The sequence below is a fragment of the Microbacterium sp. Leaf151 genome (assembly GCF_001424225.1).
Classification (GTDB): Bacteria; Actinomycetota; Actinomycetes; order Actinomycetales; family Microbacteriaceae; genus Microbacterium.
This window is the reverse complement of sequence record NZ_LMOR01000002.1, coordinates 108,385-131,968: the sequence shown is the minus strand read 5'-3', so window position 1 is coordinate 131,968 and position 23,584 is coordinate 108,385. Positions and strand designations below refer to the sequence as shown.

Annotated in this window: 17 protein-coding genes; 8 read left to right on the top strand and 9 right to left on the bottom strand. The window is 70.9% G+C overall.

Annotation, left to right across the window (positions count from 1 at the left end; genetic code table 11):
* The first annotated feature begins 1 nt into the window (after position 1).
* From ASF76_RS04665 to ASF76_RS04655, 3 genes are read left to right on the top strand one after another with little or no spacing between them, the layout of a single operon-like run.
* The gene (locus ASF76_RS04665; RefSeq protein ID WP_055953751.1) at positions 2-355 is read left to right on the top strand and encodes a lycopene cyclase domain-containing protein; all 354 of its coding nucleotides are present in this window, start codon (positions 2-4) and stop codon (positions 353-355) included.
* A complete protein-coding gene (locus tag ASF76_RS04660) occupies positions 352-669 on the top strand; it encodes a lycopene cyclase domain-containing protein (RefSeq protein ID WP_055953748.1) in 318 nt (105 codons plus the stop codon). The genes ASF76_RS04665 and ASF76_RS04660 overlap by 4 nt, the downstream gene beginning before the upstream one ends.
* Complete coding sequence (locus tag ASF76_RS04655) at positions 666-1,556, top strand: prenyltransferase (protein ID WP_200936079.1); 891 nt, start codon at positions 666-668, stop codon at positions 1,554-1,556. The genes ASF76_RS04660 and ASF76_RS04655 overlap by 4 nt, the downstream gene beginning before the upstream one ends.
* A gap of 347 nt (positions 1,557-1,903) precedes the next feature.
* On the opposite strand, the gene ASF76_RS04650 is transcribed toward ASF76_RS04655, so the two are convergent.
* A complete protein-coding gene (locus ASF76_RS04650; protein ID WP_055953745.1) occupies positions 1,904-4,852 on the bottom strand; it encodes a UPF0182 family membrane protein in 2,949 nt (982 codons plus the stop codon).
* 43 nt (positions 4,853-4,895) lie between these two features.
* Entirely contained in the window at positions 4,896-6,023 is a 1,128-nt protein-coding gene (locus ASF76_RS04645; protein ID WP_055953742.1) for a YlbL family protein, read from the bottom strand.
* A 128-nt stretch (positions 6,024-6,151) separates the two neighbouring features.
* On the opposite strand from ASF76_RS04645, the gene ASF76_RS04640 reads away from it, so the two are divergent.
* Positions 6,152-7,606, top strand: a complete 1,455-nt coding sequence (locus ASF76_RS04640; RefSeq protein ID WP_055953739.1) for a zinc-dependent metalloprotease — start codon at positions 6,152-6,154, stop codon at positions 7,604-7,606.
* Between the two features lie 169 nt (positions 7,607-7,775).
* Here the strand turns inward: ASF76_RS04640 and ASF76_RS04635 are convergent, their stop codons facing one another.
* From ASF76_RS04635 to nudC, 3 genes are all read right to left on the bottom strand, one after another.
* Positions 7,776-8,312 carry a hypothetical protein gene (locus ASF76_RS04635; RefSeq protein WP_156459148.1) on the bottom strand — a complete coding sequence of 179 codons (537 nt, stop codon included), beginning with the start codon at positions 8,310-8,312 and terminating at the stop codon, positions 7,776-7,778.
* 205 nt (positions 8,313-8,517) lie between these two features.
* The gene (locus ASF76_RS04630) at positions 8,518-10,269 is read right to left on the bottom strand and encodes an ATP-dependent helicase (protein ID WP_055953732.1); all 1,752 of its coding nucleotides are present in this window, start codon (positions 10,267-10,269) and stop codon (positions 8,518-8,520) included.
* Entirely contained in the window at positions 10,266-11,225 is a 960-nt protein-coding gene (gene nudC, locus ASF76_RS04625) for an NAD(+) diphosphatase (RefSeq protein ID WP_055953729.1), read from the bottom strand. Before nudC ends, ASF76_RS04630 begins: the two co-directional genes overlap by 4 nt.
* A gap of 108 nt (positions 11,226-11,333) precedes the next feature.
* Here nudC and ASF76_RS04620 point away from each other — a divergent pair, with 108 nt between their 5' ends.
* Positions 11,334-12,764 (top strand): phosphotransferase, encoded by a 1,431-nt coding sequence (locus ASF76_RS04620; RefSeq protein ID WP_055953726.1) that lies wholly within the window; start codon positions 11,334-11,336, stop codon positions 12,762-12,764.
* Between the two features lie 97 nt (positions 12,765-12,861).
* On the opposite strand, the gene ASF76_RS04615 is transcribed toward ASF76_RS04620, so the two are convergent.
* Both ASF76_RS04615 and ASF76_RS04610 read right to left on the bottom strand, forming a co-directional pair.
* Positions 12,862-16,149 carry an ATP-dependent DNA helicase gene (locus tag ASF76_RS04615; protein ID WP_055953723.1) on the bottom strand — a complete coding sequence of 1,096 codons (3,288 nt, stop codon included), beginning with the start codon at positions 16,147-16,149 and terminating at the stop codon, positions 12,862-12,864.
* Positions 16,146-19,292 (bottom strand): ATP-dependent helicase, encoded by a 3,147-nt coding sequence (locus ASF76_RS04610; protein ID WP_055953720.1) that lies wholly within the window; start codon positions 19,290-19,292, stop codon positions 16,146-16,148. Before ASF76_RS04610 ends, ASF76_RS04615 begins: the two co-directional genes overlap by 4 nt.
* A 212-nt stretch (positions 19,293-19,504) precedes the next feature.
* On the opposite strand from ASF76_RS04610, the gene ASF76_RS04605 reads away from it, so the two are divergent.
* Together ASF76_RS04605 and ASF76_RS04600 are read left to right on the top strand one after the other, a co-directional pair.
* The gene (locus ASF76_RS04605; RefSeq protein WP_055953718.1) at positions 19,505-19,729 is read left to right on the top strand and encodes a DUF3107 domain-containing protein; all 225 of its coding nucleotides are present in this window, start codon (positions 19,505-19,507) and stop codon (positions 19,727-19,729) included.
* Positions 19,730-19,739: 10 nt separating this feature from the next.
* Complete coding sequence (locus ASF76_RS04600) at positions 19,740-20,027, top strand: hypothetical protein (protein WP_055953716.1); 288 nt, start codon at positions 19,740-19,742, stop codon at positions 20,025-20,027.
* Positions 20,028-20,078: 51 nt separating this feature from the next.
* On the opposite strand, the gene ASF76_RS04595 is transcribed toward ASF76_RS04600, so the two are convergent.
* Positions 20,079-20,795 carry a ferritin-like fold-containing protein gene (locus ASF76_RS04595; RefSeq protein WP_055953713.1) on the bottom strand — a complete coding sequence of 239 codons (717 nt, stop codon included), beginning with the start codon at positions 20,793-20,795 and terminating at the stop codon, positions 20,079-20,081.
* 146 nt (positions 20,796-20,941) lie between these two features.
* On the opposite strand from ASF76_RS04595, the gene ASF76_RS04590 reads away from it, so the two are divergent.
* Complete coding sequence (locus ASF76_RS04590) at positions 20,942-22,390, top strand: DEAD/DEAH box helicase (protein ID WP_055953710.1); 1,449 nt, start codon at positions 20,942-20,944, stop codon at positions 22,388-22,390.
* Positions 22,391-22,714: 324 nt separating this feature from the next.
* Here the strand turns inward: ASF76_RS04590 and ASF76_RS04585 are convergent, their stop codons facing one another.
* A complete protein-coding gene (locus tag ASF76_RS04585; RefSeq protein ID WP_055953707.1) occupies positions 22,715-23,575 on the bottom strand; it encodes a PHP domain-containing protein in 861 nt (286 codons plus the stop codon).
* Between the last annotated feature and the right edge of the window lie 9 nt (positions 23,576-23,584).

Sequence of the window (23,584 nt, the reverse complement as noted above, 5' to 3'; positions counted from 1 at the left end):
GGTGCCCGGGATCTACCTGGGCGCGATCCTGTTCTCGCTGGCGGGCATGATCGCGATCGACGTGAAGTTCTCGCTGGCGCTGCGCGTAGCCCCGCTGCGCACGACCCTGACGGTGCTCATCGCGACGGCGTTCTTCCTCGTGTGGGACGCCGTGGGAATCGTGACGGGGGTGTTCGTGAAGGGCGAGAGTCCGCTCTTCGTGGGGGTCGAGCTCGCTCCCCACCTGCCGCTCGAAGAGGTCTTCTTCCTGCTGTTCCTGAGCTATCTGTCGGTCGTCATGTACGCGGTCTTCGAGCGTCGGGCGCGGGCGCGGGCGCGGGCGCGGGCTCGCGCCGGCATCCGGGGGCGCGCGTGACCTATCCGCTGATCGTCCTGCCCTTCGTGATCGCCACGGTGCTGGTGACCCTCGCGACGCGGGGGCGCCCGCGGTTCCGCGAGCGCATGGCATCCTCGGGTCTTCTCGCCCTGGTGCTGGTCGCGCTCACCCTGGTGTTCGACAACCTCATGATCGCGGTCGACCTCTTCACCTACCCCACCGAGCACCTCAGCGGCCTGCGCGTCGGACTCGCACCGATCGAGGACTTCGCGTATCCGTTGTGCGCCGCCTTCCTCGTCCCGGCGGTGTTCACGCTGCTCTCCCCCCACACGTCGTCGAAGGATGCCGCATGACTCTGCCCGCGCTGACACCTGTTCGCATCGTGCGCGAGCTGTTCGTGTCATCTCGTCCGGTGAGCTGGATCAACACGGCCTTCCCGTTCGCCGCCGCGTACCTGCTCACGACCCGACAGATCGATGCACCGCTGATCGTCGGCATCATCTTCTTCCTCGTGCCGTACAACCTCGCGATGTACGGCGTGAACGATGTGTTCGACTACGAGTCCGACCTGCGCAACCCCCGTAAGGGCGGCACACACGGCGCGGTGCTCGCCAAGCGGATGCACCCGATCACGCTATGGGCCGCGGCCCTGTCGTGCCTGCCGTTCGTGGTGTACCTGGTCATCATCGGTTCGCCGCTGTCGTGGCTTGTGCTCGCGCTCAGCCTGTTCTTCGTCGTGTTCTATTCCGCTCCCCCGCTGCGGTTGAAGGAACGACCGTTCCTCGACTCGATGACCAGCAGCATCCACTTCTTCTCCCCCGCCGTGTACGGCTTCGTGCTCGCGGGGGCCGTCTGGACGCCGCAGCTGGTGTTCGTTTTCGTGGCCTTCGCGCTGTGGGGCATCGCGTCGCACGCCTTCGGAGCCGTGCAGGACGTCGAGGCCGACCGCGCCGCCGACATCTCGTCGATCGCGACCGCCCGAGGGGCGCGGTGGACCGTGCGCTTCGCCCTCACCGCCTACGCGTTGGCCGGCGTGGCGATGCTCTTCACCGCCTGGCCGGGGCCGTTGACGGCAGTGCTGGTGGTCCCGTACCTGGTGGTCTGCTGGCCCTACCGGAACGTGACGGATGCCGAGAGCGACCGCGCCACCGCAGGGTGGAACCGTTTCCTCTGGCTGAACCAGATCGCCGGATTCGGCACGACGATGCTGCTGATCTGGTGGTGGTTCCTCAGCGCATAGCGCGCCACCGCGCCTGGAGCGGGGCGGGCGTAGCGGGTGTCCCGGACGCCCGGACCGCCCGTCTGGCGCTCACACGGTGTTGAGTGTCCAAGACTCGCCGCACCCGCGGGCGGAACGCGGAGTGTCGTGGACACTCAACGGGTGCGTGGGTACGCCGTGAGGTCGCGGACGGGACGACCGCGGGTGCGCCATCACATCTGTTGAGTGTCCAAGACTCGCCGTTGAGGAGCGCGGCGACCGGCGTGTCCTGGACACTCGACGGGTCGTCCGCCGGGGTAGGGCTCGACGGCCGTACGACGACGCCGGCGCCCCGCGGATGCGGAGCGCCGGCGTCGTGGTGAGGGTCGTCAGCCCGCGGGCGTGGCCTCGGGGGTCGGGGTCGGAGTGGTTGCGCCACCCTGTCCCTCCGCCTCGAGGGCGAGCAGACGCTGGACCGCTGCCGTGAGGCGGGCATCCTGCGTGGCGAACGCGGCCAGATCGCCGCTTGTCAGCGCCGCCTGTCGGGCGGTGAGCGCGTCGCCGGCCTCTTGCAGCGCCGCAGCGTAGTCGCCGGCCGGGACGGTGGTGCCGCCGCCGGTACCACCGGTGTCTCCGCCCTGGCCCTGGTCGACCGGGGTGACGGCCTCGTCGCCCGTGTTGGCGCCGGAGTCACCGCCGAACAGGGTGTCGAGGGCCTCGCTCAGCGTGTTCTCGAACGCGATCTCATTACCGAACGCCACCAGCACGCGCCGCAGCTGCGGCAGCTGCGTGTCACCGGACGACTGCACGAACACCGGCTGCACGTAGAGCAGACCACCGCCGACCGGGAGGGTCAGCAGGTTGCCGTTCAGCACCTCCGACTGCCCCTGCTGCAGGATGTTGATCTGCGACGAGACGGCGGTATCGGAGTCGAAGGTGTTCTGCACCTGACCGGGTCCGGGCACCGTGGTGGCCGCATCGATCACGAGCATCCTCAGACGTCCGTAGTCGTCACGTTTGGACCCCGCCTGGTCTCCGGCGTTGGAATCCACCGCGAGATAACCCGTCAGCACGTTTCGTGCCTGTCCACCCTGGGATGCCGGGATGAAGCTCGTGAACATCGAGTACGACGGGTCGTCCTGGCTGGGCATCTTCATCGTCAGGTAGTACGGCGGCTGGAAGGTCGCCGGGTCCTGCGGGTCGTTCGGGGTGGTCCAGCGGTTGTCCTGACGGTAGAACGACACCGCGTCGTCGACGTGGTAGACGCCGAGCATGGAGCGCTGCACCTTCATTAGGTCGGTCGGGTAGCGCACGTGGCTCATGAGATCCGCCGACATGGCGCTCCAGGGCTGGAGTGAGGTCGGGTAGATGTTCTGCCACGCCTTCAGCAGCGGGTCCTCGTCGTCCCACGCGTACAGATCGACCGAGCCGTCGTACGCGTCGACCGTGGCCTTGACCGAGTTACGGATGTAGTTGATGTCATCCAGTGCGTAGGTCGGAGCCGGGTTGTTCGAGTCGGCGATGGCGCGGGAGAGCGAGACGCCGGTCGAGTACGGGTAGTTCGCACTGGTGGTGTAGCCGTCGATGACCCACTTGATACGACCGTCGACCACCGTGGGGTACGGGTCGCTGTCGAGCGTCAAATACGGCGCGGCCTTCTGGACGCGCGTCTTGGGGTCGCGGTCGTAGAGGATCTGGGATGCATCGTTGACGCTGTCCGAGAAGAGGATCTGCTCCGACTGGAACTTCAGCGCGTAGATGAGGCGGTTGAAGACGTTGCCCACGCTCGGTCCGCCGTCGCCGTCGAACGTGGTGCGGGTCTCGGTGCCGCCGTCCGCGCCCAGCGGATAGTCGAGCTCGATCGGGTCCGTGCCTTCGGGCGCACCGACGATCGAGTACGTCGGCGACTGCTCGCCGAAGTAGACGCGCGGCTGGTACTGCAGATCGGTGAGGAAGCCCGTGCCGGGGATGGCCTGCTCGAGGAACACCGGGTCGCCGTCGGCGGTGCGCTCGTTACCGGCGGCCGCCACCATGCCGTAGCCGTGCGTGTAGACGAGGGTGGTGTTCTGCCACGAGGCGGCGTCGCCGAGCTGGCCGATGTTCAGCTCGCGCAGCGAGACGACGGTGTCCTGCGTCTCGCCGTTGATCGTGTAGCGGTCGACGTCGAGCGGGTTCGTGAACTGGTAGTACGCGCGGTACTGCTCGAGCTGGCGCACGGTCGGGCCGATGATCGCGGGATCCATGATGCGCAGCTGCGCGGTGGACTCCGCGTCGTCGCGCAACTGACCGGCCTCGGCCTCGGTCGTGGCCTGGAAGTTCTCTTTCTCGACGTTGTCGATGCCGTAGGCGGCCTTCGTTCCGTCGAGGTTGCGCTGGTAGTACTGGCTCTCGAGGGTGAGCTCGTTGGGGCGCACCTGGAAGGTGGTGACCGCCCACGGGATGGCCGCGCCCACGACGACGGCCGAGACGACCAGGAGGGCCGTACCGATGAGGGGGTAGCGCCAGCGGCCGAGGAACGCGGTGACGAAGAACGCCAGGGCGACGATGACGGCGGCGATCGCGAGGATCGTCTGACCGGGGATGACCGCGTTCGCTCCCACGTAGCCGGGACCCGTGATGCGCTCCGACGGCTCCACCAGTGTGCGGAAACGGTCGAGCCACAGGCTCGCACCCTGCAGGAGCAGGTAGAGACCGGCGAGGATGGCGAGCTGGATACGGGCGGCCTTGGAGATGCGCAGCTCGCGCTGACCCACACGCACCGAACCGTAGAGGTACGACACGACGGCCGTCAGCAGAAGGCACACGAGCACCACGGCCGAGGCGAACCCGAGGGCCGCGGCGTAGAACGGCATCGCGAAGAGATAGAAGCCGGTGTCGAGGCCGAACTGCGGGTCGGTGACGGAGGTCGTCACGCCGTTGATCCACAGCCACGTGGTCTCCCACTGGGCGGACGCGGCGAAGCCGGCGAAGAAGCCGAAGAAGATGGGGATGCCCCACATGGCGAGGCGGCGGAGCGGCTCCACGACCTCCTGGTAGCGATCGAGCTGCGAGTTGAGGCGCGCGTACACCGGGCGCAGGCGGTATGCGAGTTGAATGACGCCCCACACCGGCACCGCCATGGCCAGGAAGCCGACGACGAACATCACGCTGCGACCGATCCACTGCGTGGTAAGCACGCCCGTGAAGCCCAGCTGTGCGAACCACAGCCAGTCGGAATACAGGTTGGCGAAGACGAAGAATGCCACGACGAGCGCGGCGATCACCGCCAGAGTGATGGAGACGATCCGTCGGGAGCGATTCGGGGGCGTGGCCTGGTTCGGCACTGAGGTCGTGGTCACCCCTTCATCCTAGGCGTGGCCTTCTCGGGGTAAGCCGTGAATGCTACGATCCCGAGCCACACGTGGGAAGGGCGTCGAGGTCGCCTCCCTCGCGCACCGTCTCCAGCACCGTCAGAGATTGCTCCAGAGTCGATGTCGAGAACACGCGCAGACCGTCGGGCACGTGACCCACGACCTCATTGCAGTTCGCCTCGGGAGCCAGGAACATCGTCGCGCCGGCATCCAGAGCCCCGTAGAGCTTCTGTCGGATGCCGCCGATCGGTCCGACGTTGCCGTCGGCGTCGATCGTCCCGGTGCCGGCGTAGTGCACGCCACCGGTGAGGTCGCCCGGCGACATCTTGTCGATGATCCCGAGCGCGAACATCATCCCCGCACTGGGGCCGCCCACGTCGTTCAGCTGGATGGTGACGTCGACGGGGAGATCGAACGAGATGCCGAGAACGACGCCCAGGAGGTACTGCGTCTGCCCGTCCACCGTCGTCTCGCGGGGGGTGATCTGCGCGGAACCCGGGATGCCATCGCGCTCGAAGCCCACGGTGACCGGGCCGCCCGCGGCATCCTGGACCTTGGAACGGATCCCCTCGACGCTCGTGACGGCCGTGCCGTCGACCGAGTCGATCACGTCGTTCAGTTGCAGTCGACCCGCCGACGCTCCGTCGTCGTCGGTGCTCGCAACGGTGATCTCCGCCGGAACGTCGTACCCCAGCTCGCGGAGGGCAGCCGCGCTGGCTTCGTTCTGCGAGTCGGTCATGAGGGCGGCGTTCTCGGTGTTGCGCTGCTCGGTGCTCTGGCCCGCGGGGAAGATGCGATCGATGGGCACGACGGCGCGGGAGCGGTCGAACCACGCCCCGGCGAGCTCGAGCCACGAGGGGGTGCGCTCGCGATTTCCGCTCACCTGCACCGTCAGCAGATCGAGCTGCCCGGTGGAGGTGGTGTCGTCTTCGTCCGGGACCGAGATGAGCGGGACGTCCTGTCCGTCGGCGTTCTGCGAGGTGCCCAACGTGTCGAAGACGGGGCCGGGCTGCTGGATGACGTATGCCGAGGGCAGGAACGTCAGGGTGAGCAGAACGAGCGAGGCGATGGTGAGCGCCCACACACCGACGACGGAGCGACGACTCCACCGCTCGCGGGGCGCCGGCACGACGGCGACGTTCTCATCGAACAGGGTCACGGTGGGGGGGTCCTTTGCCGGGTCGTTCGCGTGCGGCGTAAGCGGCGCGAGGCCGGGCCGGCAGATGCGGGGAAGCGTGCGACTAGCGTAGGACTCGTTCCCCCAGACCTGGCTGAAAGGCGGCCGAAATGGCAGACGAGAACCGCGGGCCCGACGACCGGAGCCCCGAGGAGGAGTTCCAGGAGCTGATGCGCCGCCTGATGTCGGGCGACACCAGCGGGATCGACCCCGAGCAGCTCTCCCGCCTATCGGGCATGCAGATCGACCCCGCCATGCTGCAGCAGGTCATGAACCAGCTGCAGGGCGCTTTCGCGGGCACGCAGGAGGGCGTCGACTGGAGCCTGGCGGAGCGCCAGGCCCTGCACATCGCCAACCAGGACGGATTGGGCGTGACCACGGGTCAGCGCACCGACCTCGACCAGGCCTTCACGCTCGCGGGCCTCTGGCTGGGCGAGGCGACGACCATCGCCGACCTGCCGCTCCCGCCCCGCGCCGTCACCCGTGGCGCCTGGGTCGCCGCGACGCTCCCGGTCTGGCAGGAGCTCGCCGAGCCCGTCGCCACGAGCATCGCCGACGCCCTGACCGCGGCTCTCGGCCAGCAGGCACCCGACGACATGCAGGAGATGATCGCCGGAGCGGGGCGCCTCATGCGCACCGTGGGCGGGTCGCTCTTCGCGACGCAGCTCGGTCACGTCGTCGGCCGGCTCTCGACCGAGGTCGTCGGCGGCGGCGATGTCGGCATCCCGGTCATGCCCGACGGCGAGGCGGCCATCCTGCCGCAGAACTTCGCAGACTTCGGCCGTGATCTCGAGATCCCCGACGACCAGCTGGCGCTGTACCTCGCGACGCGCGAGTTGGCGCACGCCCGCCTGTTCCGTCACGCGCGCTGGCTGCGGCTGCACGTGATCTCCCAGGTGCGCGATTTCGCGCACGGGATCCGCGTCGACACCGACGCCCTCGAAGAACTCGCCTCGCGCTTCGATCCGTCGCAGCCGGAAGAGTTGCGCGGTGCGCTCGAGAGCGGAGCGCTGCTGCCCGAACGCTCCGAGGAGCAGACCGCTGCCCTCACGCGCCTCGAGAACCTGCTCGCCACGATCGAGGGATGGGTCGACGTCGTCACCGAAGACGCGACCTCCCGCCTTCCCTCGGCCGCGCGCATCGCCGAGGCCGTTCGCCGGCGTCGCGCGGTCGGCGGCCCCGCCGAGCAGGCGCTCGGCTCGCTCGTCGGTCTCGAACTGCGTCCGCGCCGCATGCGCGAAGCCGCTGTGATGTGGCGTCAGGTGACAGACGCGGTCGGCGTCGAGGGACGTGACGCGCTGTGGGACTACCCCGACCTCATGCCCACCGCCGACGACATCGACGACCCCGCCGCCCTCATCGCGCGCCTCACGGCTGCCTCCCGCGGCGAGGCGGCTCCCTCGGATGCGATGGACGACGCACTCGCGCAGCTGCTGGCCGAAGAGGCCGAGGGCGGCCGGACCGACGACGCCGGCGAGGATGCCGCAGACACGGGGACCGCTCCGACGTCGGACGACGATCGGCCCGACGACGACCCGGCGCCGGGCGACCAGCGGCCGGTGTAGGTCTCTCGCTCTCGAACGCGCCCGGCGAGGAGATCCATGGTCTCCCCCGGGCGCGTTCGTACGTTCGCTGGGCTCGGTCCCTCCTCGCCGGCGCACGGCGAGGATCAGGCGGTGGCCGCTGTCCCGGCGACGGCCGCTGTCCCGGCGACGGCCGCACCGCGGTGGCTGTTCACGGCTCCTCCCCACGCGCCGGAACGTCACCGCGGGTGGGGACAGCGGCATCCGGGGTCGATGGGCGGGTCAGGATCGAGCCATGATCCGACTCGATCCCTCCGCTCTCCCCCTCTGGCGCGATGACGGCCGTGTGCAGTTCGGTGCGCCCGCGCTCGCTCACACCCCGTTCGCCGGTCGATGGGTCGACGTCGTGGTCGCGGCTCTCGTGGCCGGCACGACGCGGGCGGAAGTGCGAGGTCTCGCGCGCGTGCACGGCGCGGCCGACGGCGACGGCGACGCGCTCCTCGACGCGGTGGCGCCCGCGATCGCCTCGTCCCGGCGAGGAACGCCGATCGCCGTGCAGGTCGCCGACGATCTGCCGGCGCGTGTCGTTCGAGCCGTCCTCGCTGCCCTCCCACCGCGTGGGAGCGTGATCCCCTGGGCCGGATCGGCCGGACACCGCGTTCCGACCGGCACGCACGTGGTGCTTCTGGCCGCCCACCGCGTCGACCCGCGACGCGCGGCCGCGCTGCTCAGCGCAGACGTCACGCACATCCCGCTCACGCTCGACGGCGGCAGCGCCGCCGTCGGTCCCGTGGTGGTCCCCGGGCGCACCGCGTGTCTCGCCTGCCTCGACGCGGCCCGGCGCCGTGACGACGCACAATGGCCCTCGATCGCCGCCCAGCTCCTGGGCCGCCCGCGCCCCGACGTCGACGTCGCCCTCGCCGCCGAGGCGGGACGCGCCGCCCGATTTCTGCTCAGCGGGCCGATCGCGTCGACGACGAGGTCGCTGCGCCTGCGCGCCGATTCGTTCCGGCGGGCATGGGAGTTGCATCGGCCGAGCGAAGAGTGCCAGTGCCGATCTCCCGAAGGAAGCGCGAGGGAGACCGTTCCATGCGCCCCCGACCTCGCGCCCAGCTCACCGACAGCGTCCGCGCCGCTCGCGTGACACCGACGTAGGCAAGGCGCCGCTCCTCGTCGACCGCCTCGAACGTCTTCGCGTACGAGATGGGCAGCAACCCCTCGCTCACCCCCACGAGGTACACGTGATCCCACTCGAGACCCTTCGCCGCGTGCAGCGTGGCGAGCGTCACCGTGCGCGTCGTCGGCTCGTGCTGGTCGCGCGCACGTGCCTGCAGATCATCGGTGAACGCGCGCAGGTCGGTGCCCTCCGGTGCGTCTTCGGCGAGACGCAGCAGTGCCGCCCGCGCCTCCCACGCCTCGCGCAGCGCGCCGCCGGCCGCCGGCGGGTCGTCGGTGAGTCCGACGCTGCGCAAGACGTCGCGCACCGTGGCGAGGAAACCCGTCTCCATCGGGGCGACCGATGCCGCCCGGAGCGTCATGAGCGCCTGGCGCACCTCCGGCAGGTCGAAGAACTTGCGCCCGCCCAGCACCGATGCCGCCACGCCGACCCCCGACAATGCGGTGAGCAGCGCCGCCGACTGCGCGTGTGCGCGGTAGAGCACCGCGATGTCGTGCGGGTCGACGCCGCGGATCAGGGAGTCGGCGATCGACCGCGCCACCGCGGTGGCCTCGTCCTCGTCGTCGTCGAAGGCGCGCACGGTGGGGGTCGGTGTGTCCAGAGCGCTCGCCGCGACCAGTTCGAGGGCGCCCGCTCGTCCGCGCATGAGCTCGTTGGCCACGGCGAGCACGGGGGCCGTGGAGCGGTAGTTCCGTTCGAGCCGCACGACGCGAGCGTCCTCGTGGGTGCGCTCGAAGTCCAGCAGGTACCTCGCATCGGCGCCCGTGAACGAGTAGACCGTCTGACTCGCGTCACCCACGACGCACAGGTCGCGCCGATCCCCCAGCCACAGCTCGAGCACGCGGTTCTGCAGCGGCGAGACGTCTTGGTACTCATCCACGGTGAAGTGCCGGTACTGCTCGCGCACCGCGGCGGCGACGTGCGGCTCGGCCTCGATCATCCCGGCGCACGTCAGCAGCACGTCTTCGAAGTCCATCTGGCGCCGCTCGTCCTTGAGCTTCTCGTACGCGCGCTGCAGGGCGACGACCTGGTCGACGCCCAGACGACCGACGCCCTCGGGTCGGTCCGCCGCGTACCGGTCGATGGAGCGCAGGGTGACCTTGCGCCATTCGATCGCGGCCGCGACGTCGCGCAGCGTCGCGGTGTCCGGCGAGAGGCCCACGCCGTCGGCCGCGTGCGCGAGCATGCGCACCTTGTTGTCGATGATCGAGGGGGCCTGGTCGCCGGCGAGCGTGGGCCAGAAGAAGTTGACCTGTGCGAGAGCAGCGGCGTGGAACGTCCGGGCCGATACCCCCGACACCCCGAGCGCACGCAGACGCCCCCGCATCTCACCCGCTGCCTTGGCGGTGAAGGTCACCGCCATCACTCGCTGGGGCGAGTACGCACCCGTGTCGACACCGTGCGCGATGCGCCGCGTGATGACGCGCGTCTTGCCGGTCCCCGCGCCGGCGAGCACGCAGACCGGCCCGCGCAGGGAACGCGCGGCTTCGAGCTGGTGCTCGTCGAGGTCGTCGAGCGGGCCGGTCATGCGATCCCCCGGTACCAGTCGTCGATGAGACGTCGGGCGATGGATGCCGCGCCCGGCAGCGTCACGTCGGACTCCTCGCGCAGCGCCGCACCGATCTCGTCGCGGGTGAACCACCGCACCTCGACGATCTCTTCGCCGTCGGGGCGGGCATCGCCGTCGTCGACGACCCGGGCGCGGAATCCGAGCATGAGCGACCGCGGGTACGGCCACGCTTGCGAACCCCTGTACGCGATGTCGCGCAACCGGACACCGGCTTCTTCCTCCACCTCACGAGCGACGGCGTCTTCCAGGGATTCCCCCGCCTCGGCGAACCCGGCGAAGCACGAGTACCTCTGGCCGCCCCACGCGGCGTTGGCCCCGAGCAGTATCCGGTCGTCGGATTCCGCTGACGTGAGAAGCACGATCACGGCCGGATCGGTGCGTGGAAAGTGCTCTCGCCCGCACGCCGGGCAGTGTCGCGACCACCCGGCATGGCGCACCTGCGTGAGCGTGCCGCACGCAGGGCAGAAGGGCGCGTCGCGCAACCAACCGGCCAGGGCAACGGCGGTGGTGAGCACCTCCGCCTCGCTGGCGGGCAGATCGCCCCCGGCGGCGCGCAACGGCGCCCAGGCGGCGTCCGCGACGAGGTCGTCGGGGGCGTCGTCGGCCAGGACGGCGAGCAGGATCGCTCCCCCGTCGCCGTCACGGCCCAGGAACGCCCACTCGTGAACGCCGGGCACGGTGGTCGCGGTCTTCTCGAGGGTGGCCCCCCGAAGTCGGTCGACCTCGGCCAGGGCGAGATGGCCCCCGATGACAGGCGCGGCGTCGCGACGCACGGCGAGCACGCGGGTGAGGGTGTCGTTCAGGAGGCGGGGCAGCAGATCGCGGTCGTCCCGCTCCGCGGCCGACCTGTCGATACGCACTTCCGGACCCGCAGCGGGATCTGCGGCGGACGGCGTGAACACGGAGCGCGTCATGAGGCACCTCTCTCACGAGTGGACGGGGCGGGCGGTTCCGGCGCGAGCTCCCCCGCTCAAGGGCGTGGCGTGGACGGCGGGGCGAGAGGCCCACCTACCCTGGGAGGCATGGCACGCTCGCCCCTCATTTTAGCTGCGTCGGCGACGACGGCTCTGCCCGGCACCGTGTTCACCAGCGCTCGGGCCCTCACCGAGAACGCGGGCGGACGGTTCGACTCGGCGCTCGCGCGCACCGACGACGGCCGCGAGGTCGTCGTGCGCATGCCTGCCGGCGAAGAGGGCGCCCACGACCTGGCCGCGGAGTCGCGAGCCCTGCACGCCCTGACCGCCGGCGTGCGGGCACTCTTGCCGTTCGCCGTGCCCGAGGTCCTCGGCGAGAGCGGGTCCGGTACGCAGCGCGTGCTCGTGGTCGATCGCATCGACGGCTACCGCATCGATCCCGCGCAGCTGCCGAAGGGGCCCGGTTACGCACCCGCGATCGGCGGGGCGCTCGCGGCCGTCCATGCCCTCCCGGCATCCATCGTGCGTACCGACGGTCTCCCGGTCCGCACGTCCGAGCAGGTCCGCGACGACATCCGACGCCTGCTCGACCGCGCCGACGCCACGGGGCGCGTCAGTGATGACCTCATGCTGCGCTGGCGGCGTGCCCTCGACGTCGACGAACTATGGCGTTTCGAGTCCGCGGTCGTCCTGGGCGGCGCGACCAGCGCGTCGGTCGTCCTCGCCGACGACGCCGACGGCATCCCGCACGTCGCGGGGGTTCTCGACTGGGCCGGCCTCAGCGTCGGCGACCCGGCGGTCGACCTGCGGTGGCTGGCATCCGCCCCCGCCGCCGCCGACGACGTGCACGAGGGCTACGCCGCGGCCGGCGACCGGTCACCCGATCCCCTGCTGCGTGAGCGCGCCCGCCTGTATGCCGAACTGGAATTCGCCCGGTGGCTCGTCCACGGTCACGACGCCGGACAGGCCGACGTGGTCGACGACGCGGTCGCCCTGCTCGACGCCCTGGCCGACGGCGTCCGCGGCGATCACATCGTGCCCGACACGCGGAGCGACATCGACGACGCCATGGCGCTCGTCGAGAGCGTGCCTCCCGTGTCGGCGCCCGGTCGCGTCGACACGTCGATGCAGACCGACGCCTACGACCCCGAGGCCCTGTCGCTGTACCTCGCGGTCGAGCGGGATCGCGCCGCCGCCGCAGATGCGCTCGCCGCCGCGATGGACGACCGTGCGAATCCGGATGCCGCCACCGGCGCCCTCCACGTAGACCAGTTGCCCGCGCCCGACGGCAACGACCACGACGCCACCGCTCCCGTCGACCTGGAAGGTTGGGGTGACGACGCACCGCGCGGCGCCGCTGCGGACGCCGCGGAAGGGTCGGACCACGGCGACGCCACGGCTCGCACGGCTGCGGCCTCGAAGCGGGAGCCGTCGCACGCGGGATCGACTCCCGAGACGGTCGTCGACGACGAAGAAGACGCCCTCCGCGCGAGCCGGGCCGCTCTCCGCCGCTGGGGGGTCTCGGGCGACCCCGCCTGAGCGTTCACCCGGGCGCGGCCGCCCCGCCACGCCCTGGCGTTCGACAGAGCCCCGGGCGAACCCGCCTGAGCCGGTAAGCACCCCACGCGGGTGTCTCTCAGCTCCGAAGCACCAGTTCGTCGCCGACGTAGAACAACGTCACGTCGATGAGGTCGATGTCGATGCCGTGCTTGGCGTGGTACGCCTCACGGTAGAGCTCGAGCTGCAGCATGCGCGCGCGTCGATCGGCGTCGGTGGTGGGCGGCCGACCCGTTTTCCAGTCCACGATCTCGTAGCGGTCGCCGCGGCGGTACACGGCATCCAGTTTGCAGATGACGACGTGCTCGCGACCGTCGAGTCGCGTGGTGACGAAGTCGATCTCCGTCTCGACCTCGAGGGGGCGGAGGTTCGCCCACTCCGACCGTTCGAAGCACTCGCGCAGCCGCTGCAGGTCCGCCGCGTCGGCGGAGGACGCCCCGATCTCGTCGTCATCCCACAGACCGTCGTCGTCCAGCCCGATCCCCGCGCCGACGTGGCCCGAGCGCTGCTCCACCCAGGCATGGAAGAGCGTGCCGAGACGCGTCTGACGGTACGGGCGTTCGGGCATCGGCCGCCGCAGGTCGTCGACGGCGCGGCCGTAGTCCGCGACGAAATCCTTGAACTTCGACGCCGGAATGCGCGTGGGGGCGGGGGCGTGCGTCGGCCGCAGGCGGTCAGCGCGCTCCGCGAGCAGCAGCTCCAGGTCGTCGTCGGCGCGCGCGGGAGGATTCGCGCGCGCGGCGGTGGCGGTCGCCACGGCCGCCGTGATGGCGGTGCGGCGTGCGCCGAGAGGGTCCAGCGGCCAGTGCAGGAGCCGACGCTCTCCGTCGTACGGATCGTCGCCGAGCTCGCCGACGGCGAGGTCGATGCCCAGGGCTTCCGCGGCTTCCTCGAGGAAGACGCTCGGTCGCCGCGGGCGCTTGGTGCCCGACCAACTCGACCCCGACAGCAGAAGATGATCGCGGGCGCGGGTGAACGCCACGTACGCCAGTCGTCGATCCTCGTCCAGCTGACGTGCGCGATTGTCGGACACGAACGCCTCGATCGCTGCCTTCAGATCTTGCTGCGTCTCGGCGCCGCGCCAGCCGAAGACGGGTAGCCAGGCGGAGTCGCCGCGGAACTCGGAGGGCAGGATGCCGAAGCCCAACCAGCCTTTGGTGTCGCGCGCCAGCGACGGCAGCTCGTCGGTCACGAGCCGCACCACCGCCACGGCATCCCACTCGAGTCCTTTCGACCCGTGGATGGTCAGCAATTGGACGACGTCGGCCTCGGGGGGCTCGGTGCGCGGGGCGAACTCGTCGGCCTGCTCGGCGTGGTCGAGCCAGGCCAGGAGGCTCGCGACGGACCCCGACTCGTCGGCCGCGAGGAAGCCGCGGATCTCGTCGACGAACGCACGCAGCTGCGCCGACGCGATGCGCGCGGGTCCGCGCGACTCGTTCGCGGCGAGCTCGATGTCGAGTCGCAGCTCGGTCTCGATCAGCCTGATCAGCTCGGGGATCGGGGCGCCGGCACTACGGCGGAGCCCGGCGAACACGGCCCCCGCCTCGCGCAGACGCGCGCGCCCCTCGGGCGTGATGTCGGCCAACCAACCGTGACCGTCGGTCTGGCGCGTGACGAAGTCGAGGGCGTCGACGAGCGAAGCCCGGTCGGCGCCCGGCGTCGAACGCAGGCGGTTCACCACGTCGGCCGCCAGAGGTTGGAGCGCGACGTCGTGCGTGGCAAGGCGGCGCGCCACCTGGGCGAGCGCGCGGAGGTCGGCGAGGCCGACCGCCCATCGCGGTCCCGACAGCAGACGGATGAGGGCGGACCCCGCCTCGGGGTCGCTCATGACGCGAAGCACCGACACCACGTCGACCACCTCGGGTGTCGTGAGCAGACCCCCCAACCCGAGGATGCGATGAGGGATGCCGCGACGGCCCAGCGCGTCGCCGAAGCGCACCATGTGCTTCTTGCTGCGGAACAGCAGTGCCCCCGTGGTGAGGCGTCCCTCCGCGGCGCGCGCGGCGCGTACGCCCACGAACCATGACGCGACTCGGTCGGCCTCGGCATCGAGGTCGTTTTCGAACACCGTCTCGACGACACCGTCGGGCGCACCCGGCCGTGATCGCAGCTCTTCGACCGCCACAGCCGCGCGGGCGGCGAGCGGCGCGAGGACGGCGTTGGCGGCGTCGAGCACCCGCGCGCTGTTGCGCCAGCTGGTCAGCAGGGAGAAGTGCTGGGATTCGCACGCGGGCGCGAAGGCGGCGGGGAATCCGCCCAGGTTGCCCGCACTCGCGCCACGCCAGGCGTAGATGGCCTGGTGCGGGTCGCCCACGGCCATGACCCCCGTCCCCCCGAACAGCGTCGCGAGCAGGTCGGTCTGAACGACCGAGGTGTCTTGGTATTCATCGAGCAGCACGACACGGTATCGCGCACGGAGCTCCTCGACGACGGCCGGATGCTCCTGGGCGATGCGGAGCGCACCGGCGACCTGATCGGCGAAGTCCATGACGCCGAGGCGCGCCTTCTCACGGTCGTACGCCGCGGCGAGGTCGGCGAGCAGCGAGAGCGCCGACACCTTCGTCGCGGCATCCGCTACCTCTTTGTAGACATCGACGCGGTTGGAGGTCGAGGGGCGTTCGACGACCCGGCCGAACTCGTCGGGGAAGGCCGCGAGCCGATCGAGGTCGACCAGGTTGTCGACGCCGTCGCGGGCGATCCGCAAAGCCGCGTCGATGAGCGTGCGCGGTGACTCCTGCCGCTCCTCCAGGCGGGGGTCGTCGGAGGTGAACACGACGCGTCGCATGAGCAGCCAAGCGGCGGATTCCGACAGCACCGCCGACTCGGCATCCCGCCCGATCCTCAGCCCATGCTCGCGCACGATCGAGTCGGCGAAGCTGTTGTAGGTCGACACCGTCGGGCGGTGCAGGAGCTGGTCGGCGTCGGACGCCGACACGGCGGAGACACCGACCTCGGAGGCGAGGGCGTCGAGCGCCTCTCGACGCGCCGCGTCGCCGCGGGCGCCCTCGACCTGCGCCAGGTCGCCGAAAACGGAGAGCCTGCCCGCGGCGTGCAGGGCCGGAAGGGCGGGCAACAGGCCACGCGACTCGAACTCCGACAGACGCTGCAGTCGCCTCTGGATGCGCTCGGCCAATTCACCCGCGGCTTTTCGCGTGAACGTGAGACCGAGCACCTCGTCTCGACGCACGTGAGCATTGGCGACGAGCCAGACGACGCGGCCGGCCATCGTCTCGGTCTTACCGCTGCCGGCACCCGCCACCACCAGCGCCGGGGCAAGCGGTGCCTCGATGACGGCCGTCTGCTCGGCGGTGGGCGGGAACAGACCTAATGCGGCCGCAATCGTCGCGGCCGAAAGACCACCGGTCATGAGGCGCTCACCGCCGAGACCGTGTGGATGCGGCACAGACCGTAGGAGAACTCGTCCCGGCAGTGCACCTCGTACGGTGCGGCGAAACTCGTGCCCCGCATGACGCCGACGGCGCGCTGGACGCGCGTGACGAACTCGTCACGCTGGGCATCGTCGAACGGCTGCTGCGTCGGCTCGGCGTAGTCCTTCTTCGTCGCACTCGGCCGCAGCACGAGGAGTTTCGCCCCACCCGACGGCAACCCCGCCACCTGCTCGATCGCCCCCGACGAGAAGGCCAGTTGATACGCCGCGAGCTGTGGATTGTCGGCGACCTTCTGGTCGGTCTGCGGTTCGTTCTTGCCGGTCTTGAGATCCACGATCACGACCTCGCCCGCCGGAGTGATCTCGACACGGTCGATGTCGCCGCTGAGCACGGCGCCGTGCTCGCCGGCGTCGGCGAGCGGGATCGGCACCTCGAAGTGCCGCTCCGCGCCCACCAGTCGCCCGCCGGCGTCGTCGAAGCGCCGCAGGTAGGCGGCGAGCCGCCGTACGAGATCACGCGCGCGCGTTCGTTCGGCCCGTTCTCTCCACACGGCATCGAACGCGAGTTCTCCCCAGCGCTCCTCGACGATCGCCCACAGGTCATCTTCGGACGACGACGACGCCGTTTCGAGCGCCGCATGGATGATCGTGCCGATGCCGGCGGTCGTCCCGCCGCGATCGCCGCCGAGGTCGGCGATCACCCAGTCGAGTTGGCACTCCTCGAGGGCGTGCAGACGCGACGGCGAGACGCGCACGTCTTCGCGATCGAGGTCGCGCAGCGGCGCGGTGGAGGTCGGCGACGCGACGCCGTACCACTCGTCGCTCGACGCCCCGGCCACGTCGGCCGCGGCCAGCAGCGCGAGTTGCCCGGCCGCATGGGCGCGATCGGCCGTGGGCACGCGGGGCGCGGTGAGCGAGCGTCGGTGGCGCGCGACGAGACCGCGCAGTGACAACGGGTGTTCGGGAATGGATGCCGCCGGCTCGGGCGCGGGGAGCATCTCGAACAGCACGCTGGGTCCGGTGTCGTCGTCGTCGACCGCCGTGACGATGAGCATGCGCTCGGCGCGGCTGAGGGCGCGCACGAACAGGCGCAGCTCGTCGTGCATGGCCGCTCGCCGTCGATCGAGCATGCCCGCGGCCGGGAGGTCGGGGTTCTGCACCGCGTCGGTGAGGCGCCAGGTCTCGAGCAGTCCCCCGCGCAGGCGCGTGTTGGGCCACACGCCCTCTTGCACGCCGGCGATGATCACCGTGTCGAACGCCGTGCCCGCCGCAGCGGCGGGGGTCAGGATGCGCACCGTGTCGACGACGGCGGGCTGCTCGATGCGGTCTTCCGCCACGTCGCTGTCGAGCACCGCGCGGAGGAAGATCGAGGCTTCGCCGTCGGGTTCGCGTTCGGTGTAGCGCTTCGCCGCCTGGAAGAGGGCCACGACCGCGTCGAGGTCGCGATCAGCCTGCTCGGCGATGGGTCCGTGCCCCCGTGAGGCCTCTCGCCAGGTGCGCGCCAGGGAGCTGCGTTCCCACGCCGTCCACAGCATCTCGTGTGCGGTCGCGCGCGATCGCGCCTGAGCCCCGAGGGCTGAGAGAGTCTCGCCGAGGCGGACGGCCCGCCGCGCCTCGCGGGTGTCGACCGCGGCGAGTTCGAGCGGATACCGCACGCCGGAGACGAGCAGGTCGGTCGCCGAGTGCACGCCGCCGTCTGCCACCTCGGCGTGCCGCAGTGCGGTGCGCAGCCGGCGCAGTTCGATCGGATCGAGGCCGCCGAACGTGCCGAGGAGCGCGTCGACGATGTCCTCGGGAGACCACTCGTCGGGGTCGGTCATGCCCAGCTCGACGAGGCGCACGAGGTCGCGAACGGGTCGCTGCACCCCGAGCGCCAGGCCGGGCCCGCTGGCCCGGGCCGGAACCTCGCGCGCGGCGAGCTCGGACTCGAGGGTGGCCACCTGACGCGAGTCGTGCGCGATCACCGCGCACGAGCCCCAGGGCACACCGCCGAGGACGTGCCGTTCCCGCAGCAACCGCGAGATCGCGTCGGCTTCCTCGGCGGGCGAGCGGAGGAGGTAGGTTCGCACCGACCCCTGCACCGGCGCGCCCTGCGGTGCCCGGCGGTGCGCGACGACGCCGGCGGCGCCGATGCGCGACGACACCTGACGCACGAGGTCGACCTGTTCGGGCGTTCCGCGGTGCGGCGTCCCCAGGGCGACCGTCGTGCCGAGCTCACGGGCCAGCCGGGCGAAGTTCTCCGGGGTCGCGCCACGGAAGGCACCGGATGCCACATCGGGGTCGCCGAAGGCGACCACGCCGATGCCGAGCGCGCGGCACGCTCCGAGCACGTCGATACCGCCGGGGGTGAGCTCCTGCGCGTCGTCGACGAGGATGCACCGCAGCGCCGCGAAGCGCCCCAGCAACTCGCGGTCCGCGCGGGCGTCGTCGAGCACGGCGACGGCCTCGCGGGCGAGGTCGGCGGCGTCGCGATGGGCCCCGCGCATCGACGCGCGGACGGCGCGGTACTCGTCGGAGAACGACGCCAGCGAGGCCCACACGGGCAGGTCGAGGTGGACGGCGAGGTCGGCCAGGTCGGTCGACGACACCCCGAGGTCGGTGCACTCGGCGAGGAACGCGCGAACATCGCCGCGGAAGCCCCGGGTCGCCCTGATCGCGGGGCCGAGCCAGTCGGGCCACCGCGAGACGCCGTCGATCTCGTCGAGAGCGTCGCCCTCGAGAAGGTCGCGGATGATCTGGTCTTCATCGCCGCCCGTGAGCAGCTGCGGTGGTTCGGCGCCACGGCGCACCTCGGCGCCGCGCACGAGCTGGAACGCGAACGACGCGACCGATCGCGCGAGCGCACCCGATGTCGCGCGCCCCACCGCGAGCGCGAGTGGATCGCGCAACGCCGTCGCGGCCGGCCGCGTGGGAGTGAGCACGAGCAGGTGGTCGGGATCGACCCCGGATGCCACGAGCTCGCGCACCCGGGCGAGGAGCGCCGTCGTCTTGCCCGAGCCCGGGGCGCCGACCACGGCTCCGCTGGCCTCCGCCGCCCACGACGCCACCGCCTGCTGGTCGACGTCGAGACCGCCCCCGAGCAGGGGGGATGCCTCGGGGGCAACGGCATCCGGAATCTGCATGCGTCCACGCTAAACCGCACCTCCGACATCGCTCCGCTGGTGGCCCGGGGCGCCGCGCTTTGCCAGCGAGGCCCTACCGCTCGGAGCCGTCCCGGGAGCGGGCGTTCGCCGTCCGCGAAGCGCCGCCCCCACCGGGTCGTCGCCCCGCACGCCTGCCCTAGAGTCGAAGGACGAGCAGGGCCGACCGCGGCCCCGCGAGGAAAGGACGCATCGTGGAGATCCGCATCGGCATCACCAACACCGGCCGCGAACTCAACTTCGAGACCAATGAGAGCTCCGACGCCGTCAAGACCGCCGTCGCTACGGCCCTCGACTCCTCGGCCAGCCACGTCGCCTTCACGGATGTGAAGGGCAACTCCTACCTCGTCCCCACCGCCAACCTGGCCTTCGTCGAGCTCGGCACCGAAGAGTCTCGCCGCGTCGGCTTCGTCGCCTGAGTCCACGACCGTGCAGATCCTGCTCGGCCTGATCATCGGCGCCGTGATCGGACTCGCCGCGCACTTCTCGCTGCCGCACCGCCGACTGCGGGGGGCGCTTCTGGCGCCGCTCGCAGGTGCCGCGGCGGCCGGAGTCGTCTGGACGGCCGCCACGTGGATGGGGCTCGGGGTCGACTCGCCCATCCTGTGGCTCGTCGCCGTCATCGCACCGGCCGCGACCGCCTTCGCTCTCGTCCCGCTCGTCACCCGGGCGCGTCTCGCTCGAGACCACGCGGACCGCGCGCGGCTCGGAGTCTGACGGGCGTCAGTTCGCGCGGTCGATGGCATCCGTCCCGCGCGAGGGGCCGCGTCAGGCGGCCAGCCCCATGGCATCCATCCGTCGTGCGTGCGCACCCATCAGTTCGCTGAAGACGGGCTCGACCTTCTCTTCATCGGCGCGATCGAGGTGCCCGTGCCGAAGGGCTGCGCGGGCGACGAGCAGCGTGTCGCCGACCAGGCGTCGACCCCAGAGGGCCAGGAGCCAACGCCACTCCTCATCGCTGTCGATGGTCGCCGCGATGATGTCGACGATCGCCTGCCTGTCATCGTCGGCCTGCAGGATGCGGGCGACGCGTCTCCCCGTGTCTCCGTAGCTCGACGACAGCGCGAGGTAGAAGTCGTCGAGCAGGCCCGCCGTGATGTGCACGGTCAGCATCGTCTCTTGCGGGCGCACGCCGTGGGTGTTGCGGCGGAAAGCGTCGAGCGACTCGCGGAACGGCAGCATGAGCTGCGTCGGATCGGCTCCCCGGTCGCGGATCAGCGCGACGAGTTCCTGGTGCTTGATGAGGGCCGCACCGGCCGCCCGCGAGAGCGATTCCTTCTCGGCGAGCTCGGGAGTGAGGGCGATCAGCTCGCTCAACGTCTCGAAGAACCCCAGCTGCAGGTAGGCCGCCTGTCCGAGGAAGGTCTCGACGTCGGGCGCGAGTTCGGCGAAGTCGACACGCATCGCCTCGCCGAGATCACCGCGCGAGCGCAGTTGGAGCGTGCGGCCCACGGGGCGCTGACGACGACGTAACCACGCGAACACGTAGACAGCCTAGGCGTCGGGGCCTCCGGAGACACGCCGGGTAGAGTGGTCGGGTCCCGACAACGGATCGGGACCCTGCGCCTGTGGACGAGTGAGGGCGTGGATTCGACTCCCAGGCGGTCTCTCGCCGCCGGAACAGGCACCTCATGACGACATTCGCCGAGCTCGGCGTCGACCAGGACATCGTCGACGCCCTCGCGACCAAGGGCATCATCGATGCCTTCCCCATCCAGGAGCAGACGATCCCCCTCGGTCTCCCCGGTCAGGACATCATCGGCCAGGCCAAGACGGGCACCGGGAAGACCTTCGGCTTCGGAATCCCCGTGGTGCAGCGCCTCGGACCGAACCCCGAGCCGGGCGTGAAGGCCCTGATCGTGGTTCCCACCCGCGAGCTCGCCGTCCAGGTCTACGAAGACATGGACATGCTCACCAGCAACCGCCCCACGAGCGTCGTCGCGATCTACGGCGGCAAGGCGTACGAGGGCCAGATCGACCAGCTCAAGGCCGGCGCGCAGATCGTCGTCGGCACGCCGGGTCGTCTGATCGACCTCGCCAATCAGCGCCTGCTCGACCTCTCGAGCGCGACCGAGGTCGTGCTGGACGAGGCTGACAAGATGCTCGACCTCGGCTTCCTCGCCGACATCGAGAAGATCTTCTCGAAGGTCCCGCCCGTGCGGCACACGCAGCTGTTCTCGGCGACAATGCCCGGCCCGATCGTGGCCCTCGCGCGCCGGTTCATGTCGAACCCGATCCACATGCGCGCCAACGACCCCGACGAGGGTCTGACCCAGGCCAACATCAAGCACCTCGTCTACCGCGCGCACTCGCTCGACAAAGACGAGGTCATCGCCCGCATCCTGCAGTCCGACGGTCGCGAGAAGGCCGTCATCTTCACCCGCACCAAGCGCGCCGCGCAGAAGCTCGTCGACGAGCTCGGCGACCGCGGCTTCAACGCCGCCGCCGTGCATGGCGACATGAGCCAGGAAGCACGCGAGCGTTCGATGGCCGCGTTCAAGGCCGGCAAGAGAGACGTCCTCATCGCCACCGACGTCGCCGCCCGCGGTATCGACGTCAACGACGTCACCCACGTCATCAACCACACCATCCCCGATGACGAGAAGACCTACCTGCACCGCGCCGGCCGCACCGGTCGCGCCGGCAAGACCGGTATCGCGGTGACGTTCGTCGACTGGGACGACCTGCACAAGTGGGCGCTCATCAACCGCGCCCTCGAGTTCGGCCAGCCCGAACCCACCGAGACGTACTCGTCGAGCCCGCACCTCTACACCGATCTCGACATCCCCGAGGGCACGAAGGGCCGCCTCGTGACGGCGCCGAAGGCGGTCGCACCGAGGCCCGAGAAGAAGGCCGACGGCCCCGCGGATGCCGAGGGCGAGAGCGGTCCGCGTCGTCGCCGTCGTCGAGGTGCAACGGGTGCCACGGCCGCCGGCGAGGCGGCTCCCCGCGACGAGGACGGCGCCGGCACGCACGACGGCGCCGGCAAGGAGCACCACGACGGCAATGCGGCCCCGCGTCGTCGCCGTCGCCGCCGCAGCGGTGGCAGCTCCGGCACCCCGACGGCCCCCGTCGCCTGACGCACCGCACCTCGACACGGCGCTGATCCCTCCGGGGGTCGGCGCCGTGTCCGTTCCCCTCGGCGGTGCGGCGGGCGTCCCGCGTTCCTGCGGCACCGGCCGCGCGCGCCTGCGGCACGCGCGCCCCGCGAGGAACGGCATCCGCCCGCGAAAAAGGCCTCGTCCACGCGTTTCCCCCGGCGAACCGCGTTCTCACGGATGCCAGACGGCAACCCCTGAGCCACGAACCGCGCTCCTCAACCGACGCCGGACGGCAACACGAACCGCGAAACGCGTCACTCAACGGATGCCGGACAGGAGCCGCCCGCGCGGGGAGTTCACCGTCTACGGGTAGACCGGCGCCGTCCCGCGGCCGAGGGCGAAGATGCGCGCGACCATGTCATCGGCGGTGGTGTTCTCGCCCGGTACGTTGGGCTTGCCGAGGCCGTGATAATCGCTCGACCCGGTCACGATGAGATCGCGCTCCGCGGCGAGCCGTGCCAGCAACGCGGTCGGCTCGGGCAGGTTCTCGCGATGCGCCAGCTCGAAACCCGCGAGGCCCGCGTCGAGCATCGACTGCAGCACACCGTCGGGCAGCAGAGCCCGCCCGGCCGGGTGCGCGATGATCGGCACACCGCCCGCGCCGACGACGAGCTCCACCGCCGCGACGGGATCCGGGGCGTAGAGCGCCACGTAGTAGTCGCCCGCGGGATGCAGGATGCCGGCGAACGCCTCGGTTCGATCGACCACGATCCCACGAGCCACCAAGGCATCGGCGATGTGCGGGCGCCCGACGGTGGCCCCATCGCTGGTCTGCTCGACGATGTCGTCCCACGCGATGTCGTAGTCGCGCGAGATGCGCTCGGCCATGATCTGCGCACGATCCACGCGCGACGACCGGATGCGATCGGTCATCGCCCGCAGCGCCGGGTCGTCTGGATCCACGAGGTAGGCGAGCAGGTGGACGCTGCGCCAGCGGTGACGCGACGACAGCTCCATACCGGGCACGAACGTCATCCCGAGAGATGTCGCCGCCTCGGCCGCCTCCGCCCATCCCGACGTCGTGTCGTGGTCGGTGAGGGCGGCGGTGCGCAAGCCGTAACGGTGGGCTGCCGCCATGACCTCGGCGGGGGGTTCCGTGCCGTCGGAGTGCGACGAGTGCAGGTGCAGGTCGCTCGGTCCGGTGAATCGAGGGGCATGCGGCACCCATCGAGC

What these genes read in the sequence shown, in the direction of transcription:
- ASF76_RS04655 (WP_200936079.1), top strand. Translation starts at nt 666, where the DNA reads ATGACTCTGCCCGCGCTGACACCTGTTCGCATCGTGCGCGAGCTGTTC.
- ASF76_RS04640 (WP_055953739.1), top strand. Translation starts at nt 6,152, where the DNA reads ATGGCAGACGAGAACCGCGGGCCCGACGACCGGAGCCCCGAGGAGGAG.
- ASF76_RS04630 (WP_055953732.1), bottom strand. Translation starts at nt 10,269, where the DNA reads ATGACCGGCCCGCTCGACGACCTCGACGAGCACCAGCTCGAAGCCGCG.
- nudC (WP_055953729.1), bottom strand. Translation starts at nt 11,225, where the DNA reads ATGACGCGCTCCGTGTTCACGCCGTCCGCCGCAGATCCCGCTGCGGGT.
- ASF76_RS04620 (WP_055953726.1), top strand. Translation starts at nt 11,334, where the DNA reads ATGGCACGCTCGCCCCTCATTTTAGCTGCGTCGGCGACGACGGCTCTG.
- ASF76_RS04615 (WP_055953723.1), bottom strand. Translation starts at nt 16,149, where the DNA reads ATGACCGGTGGTCTTTCGGCCGCGACGATTGCGGCCGCATTAGGTCTG.
- ASF76_RS04610 (WP_055953720.1), bottom strand. Translation starts at nt 19,292, where the DNA reads ATGCAGATTCCGGATGCCGTTGCCCCCGAGGCATCCCCCCTGCTCGGG.
- ASF76_RS04590 (WP_055953710.1), top strand. Translation starts at nt 20,942, where the DNA reads ATGACGACATTCGCCGAGCTCGGCGTCGACCAGGACATCGTCGACGCC.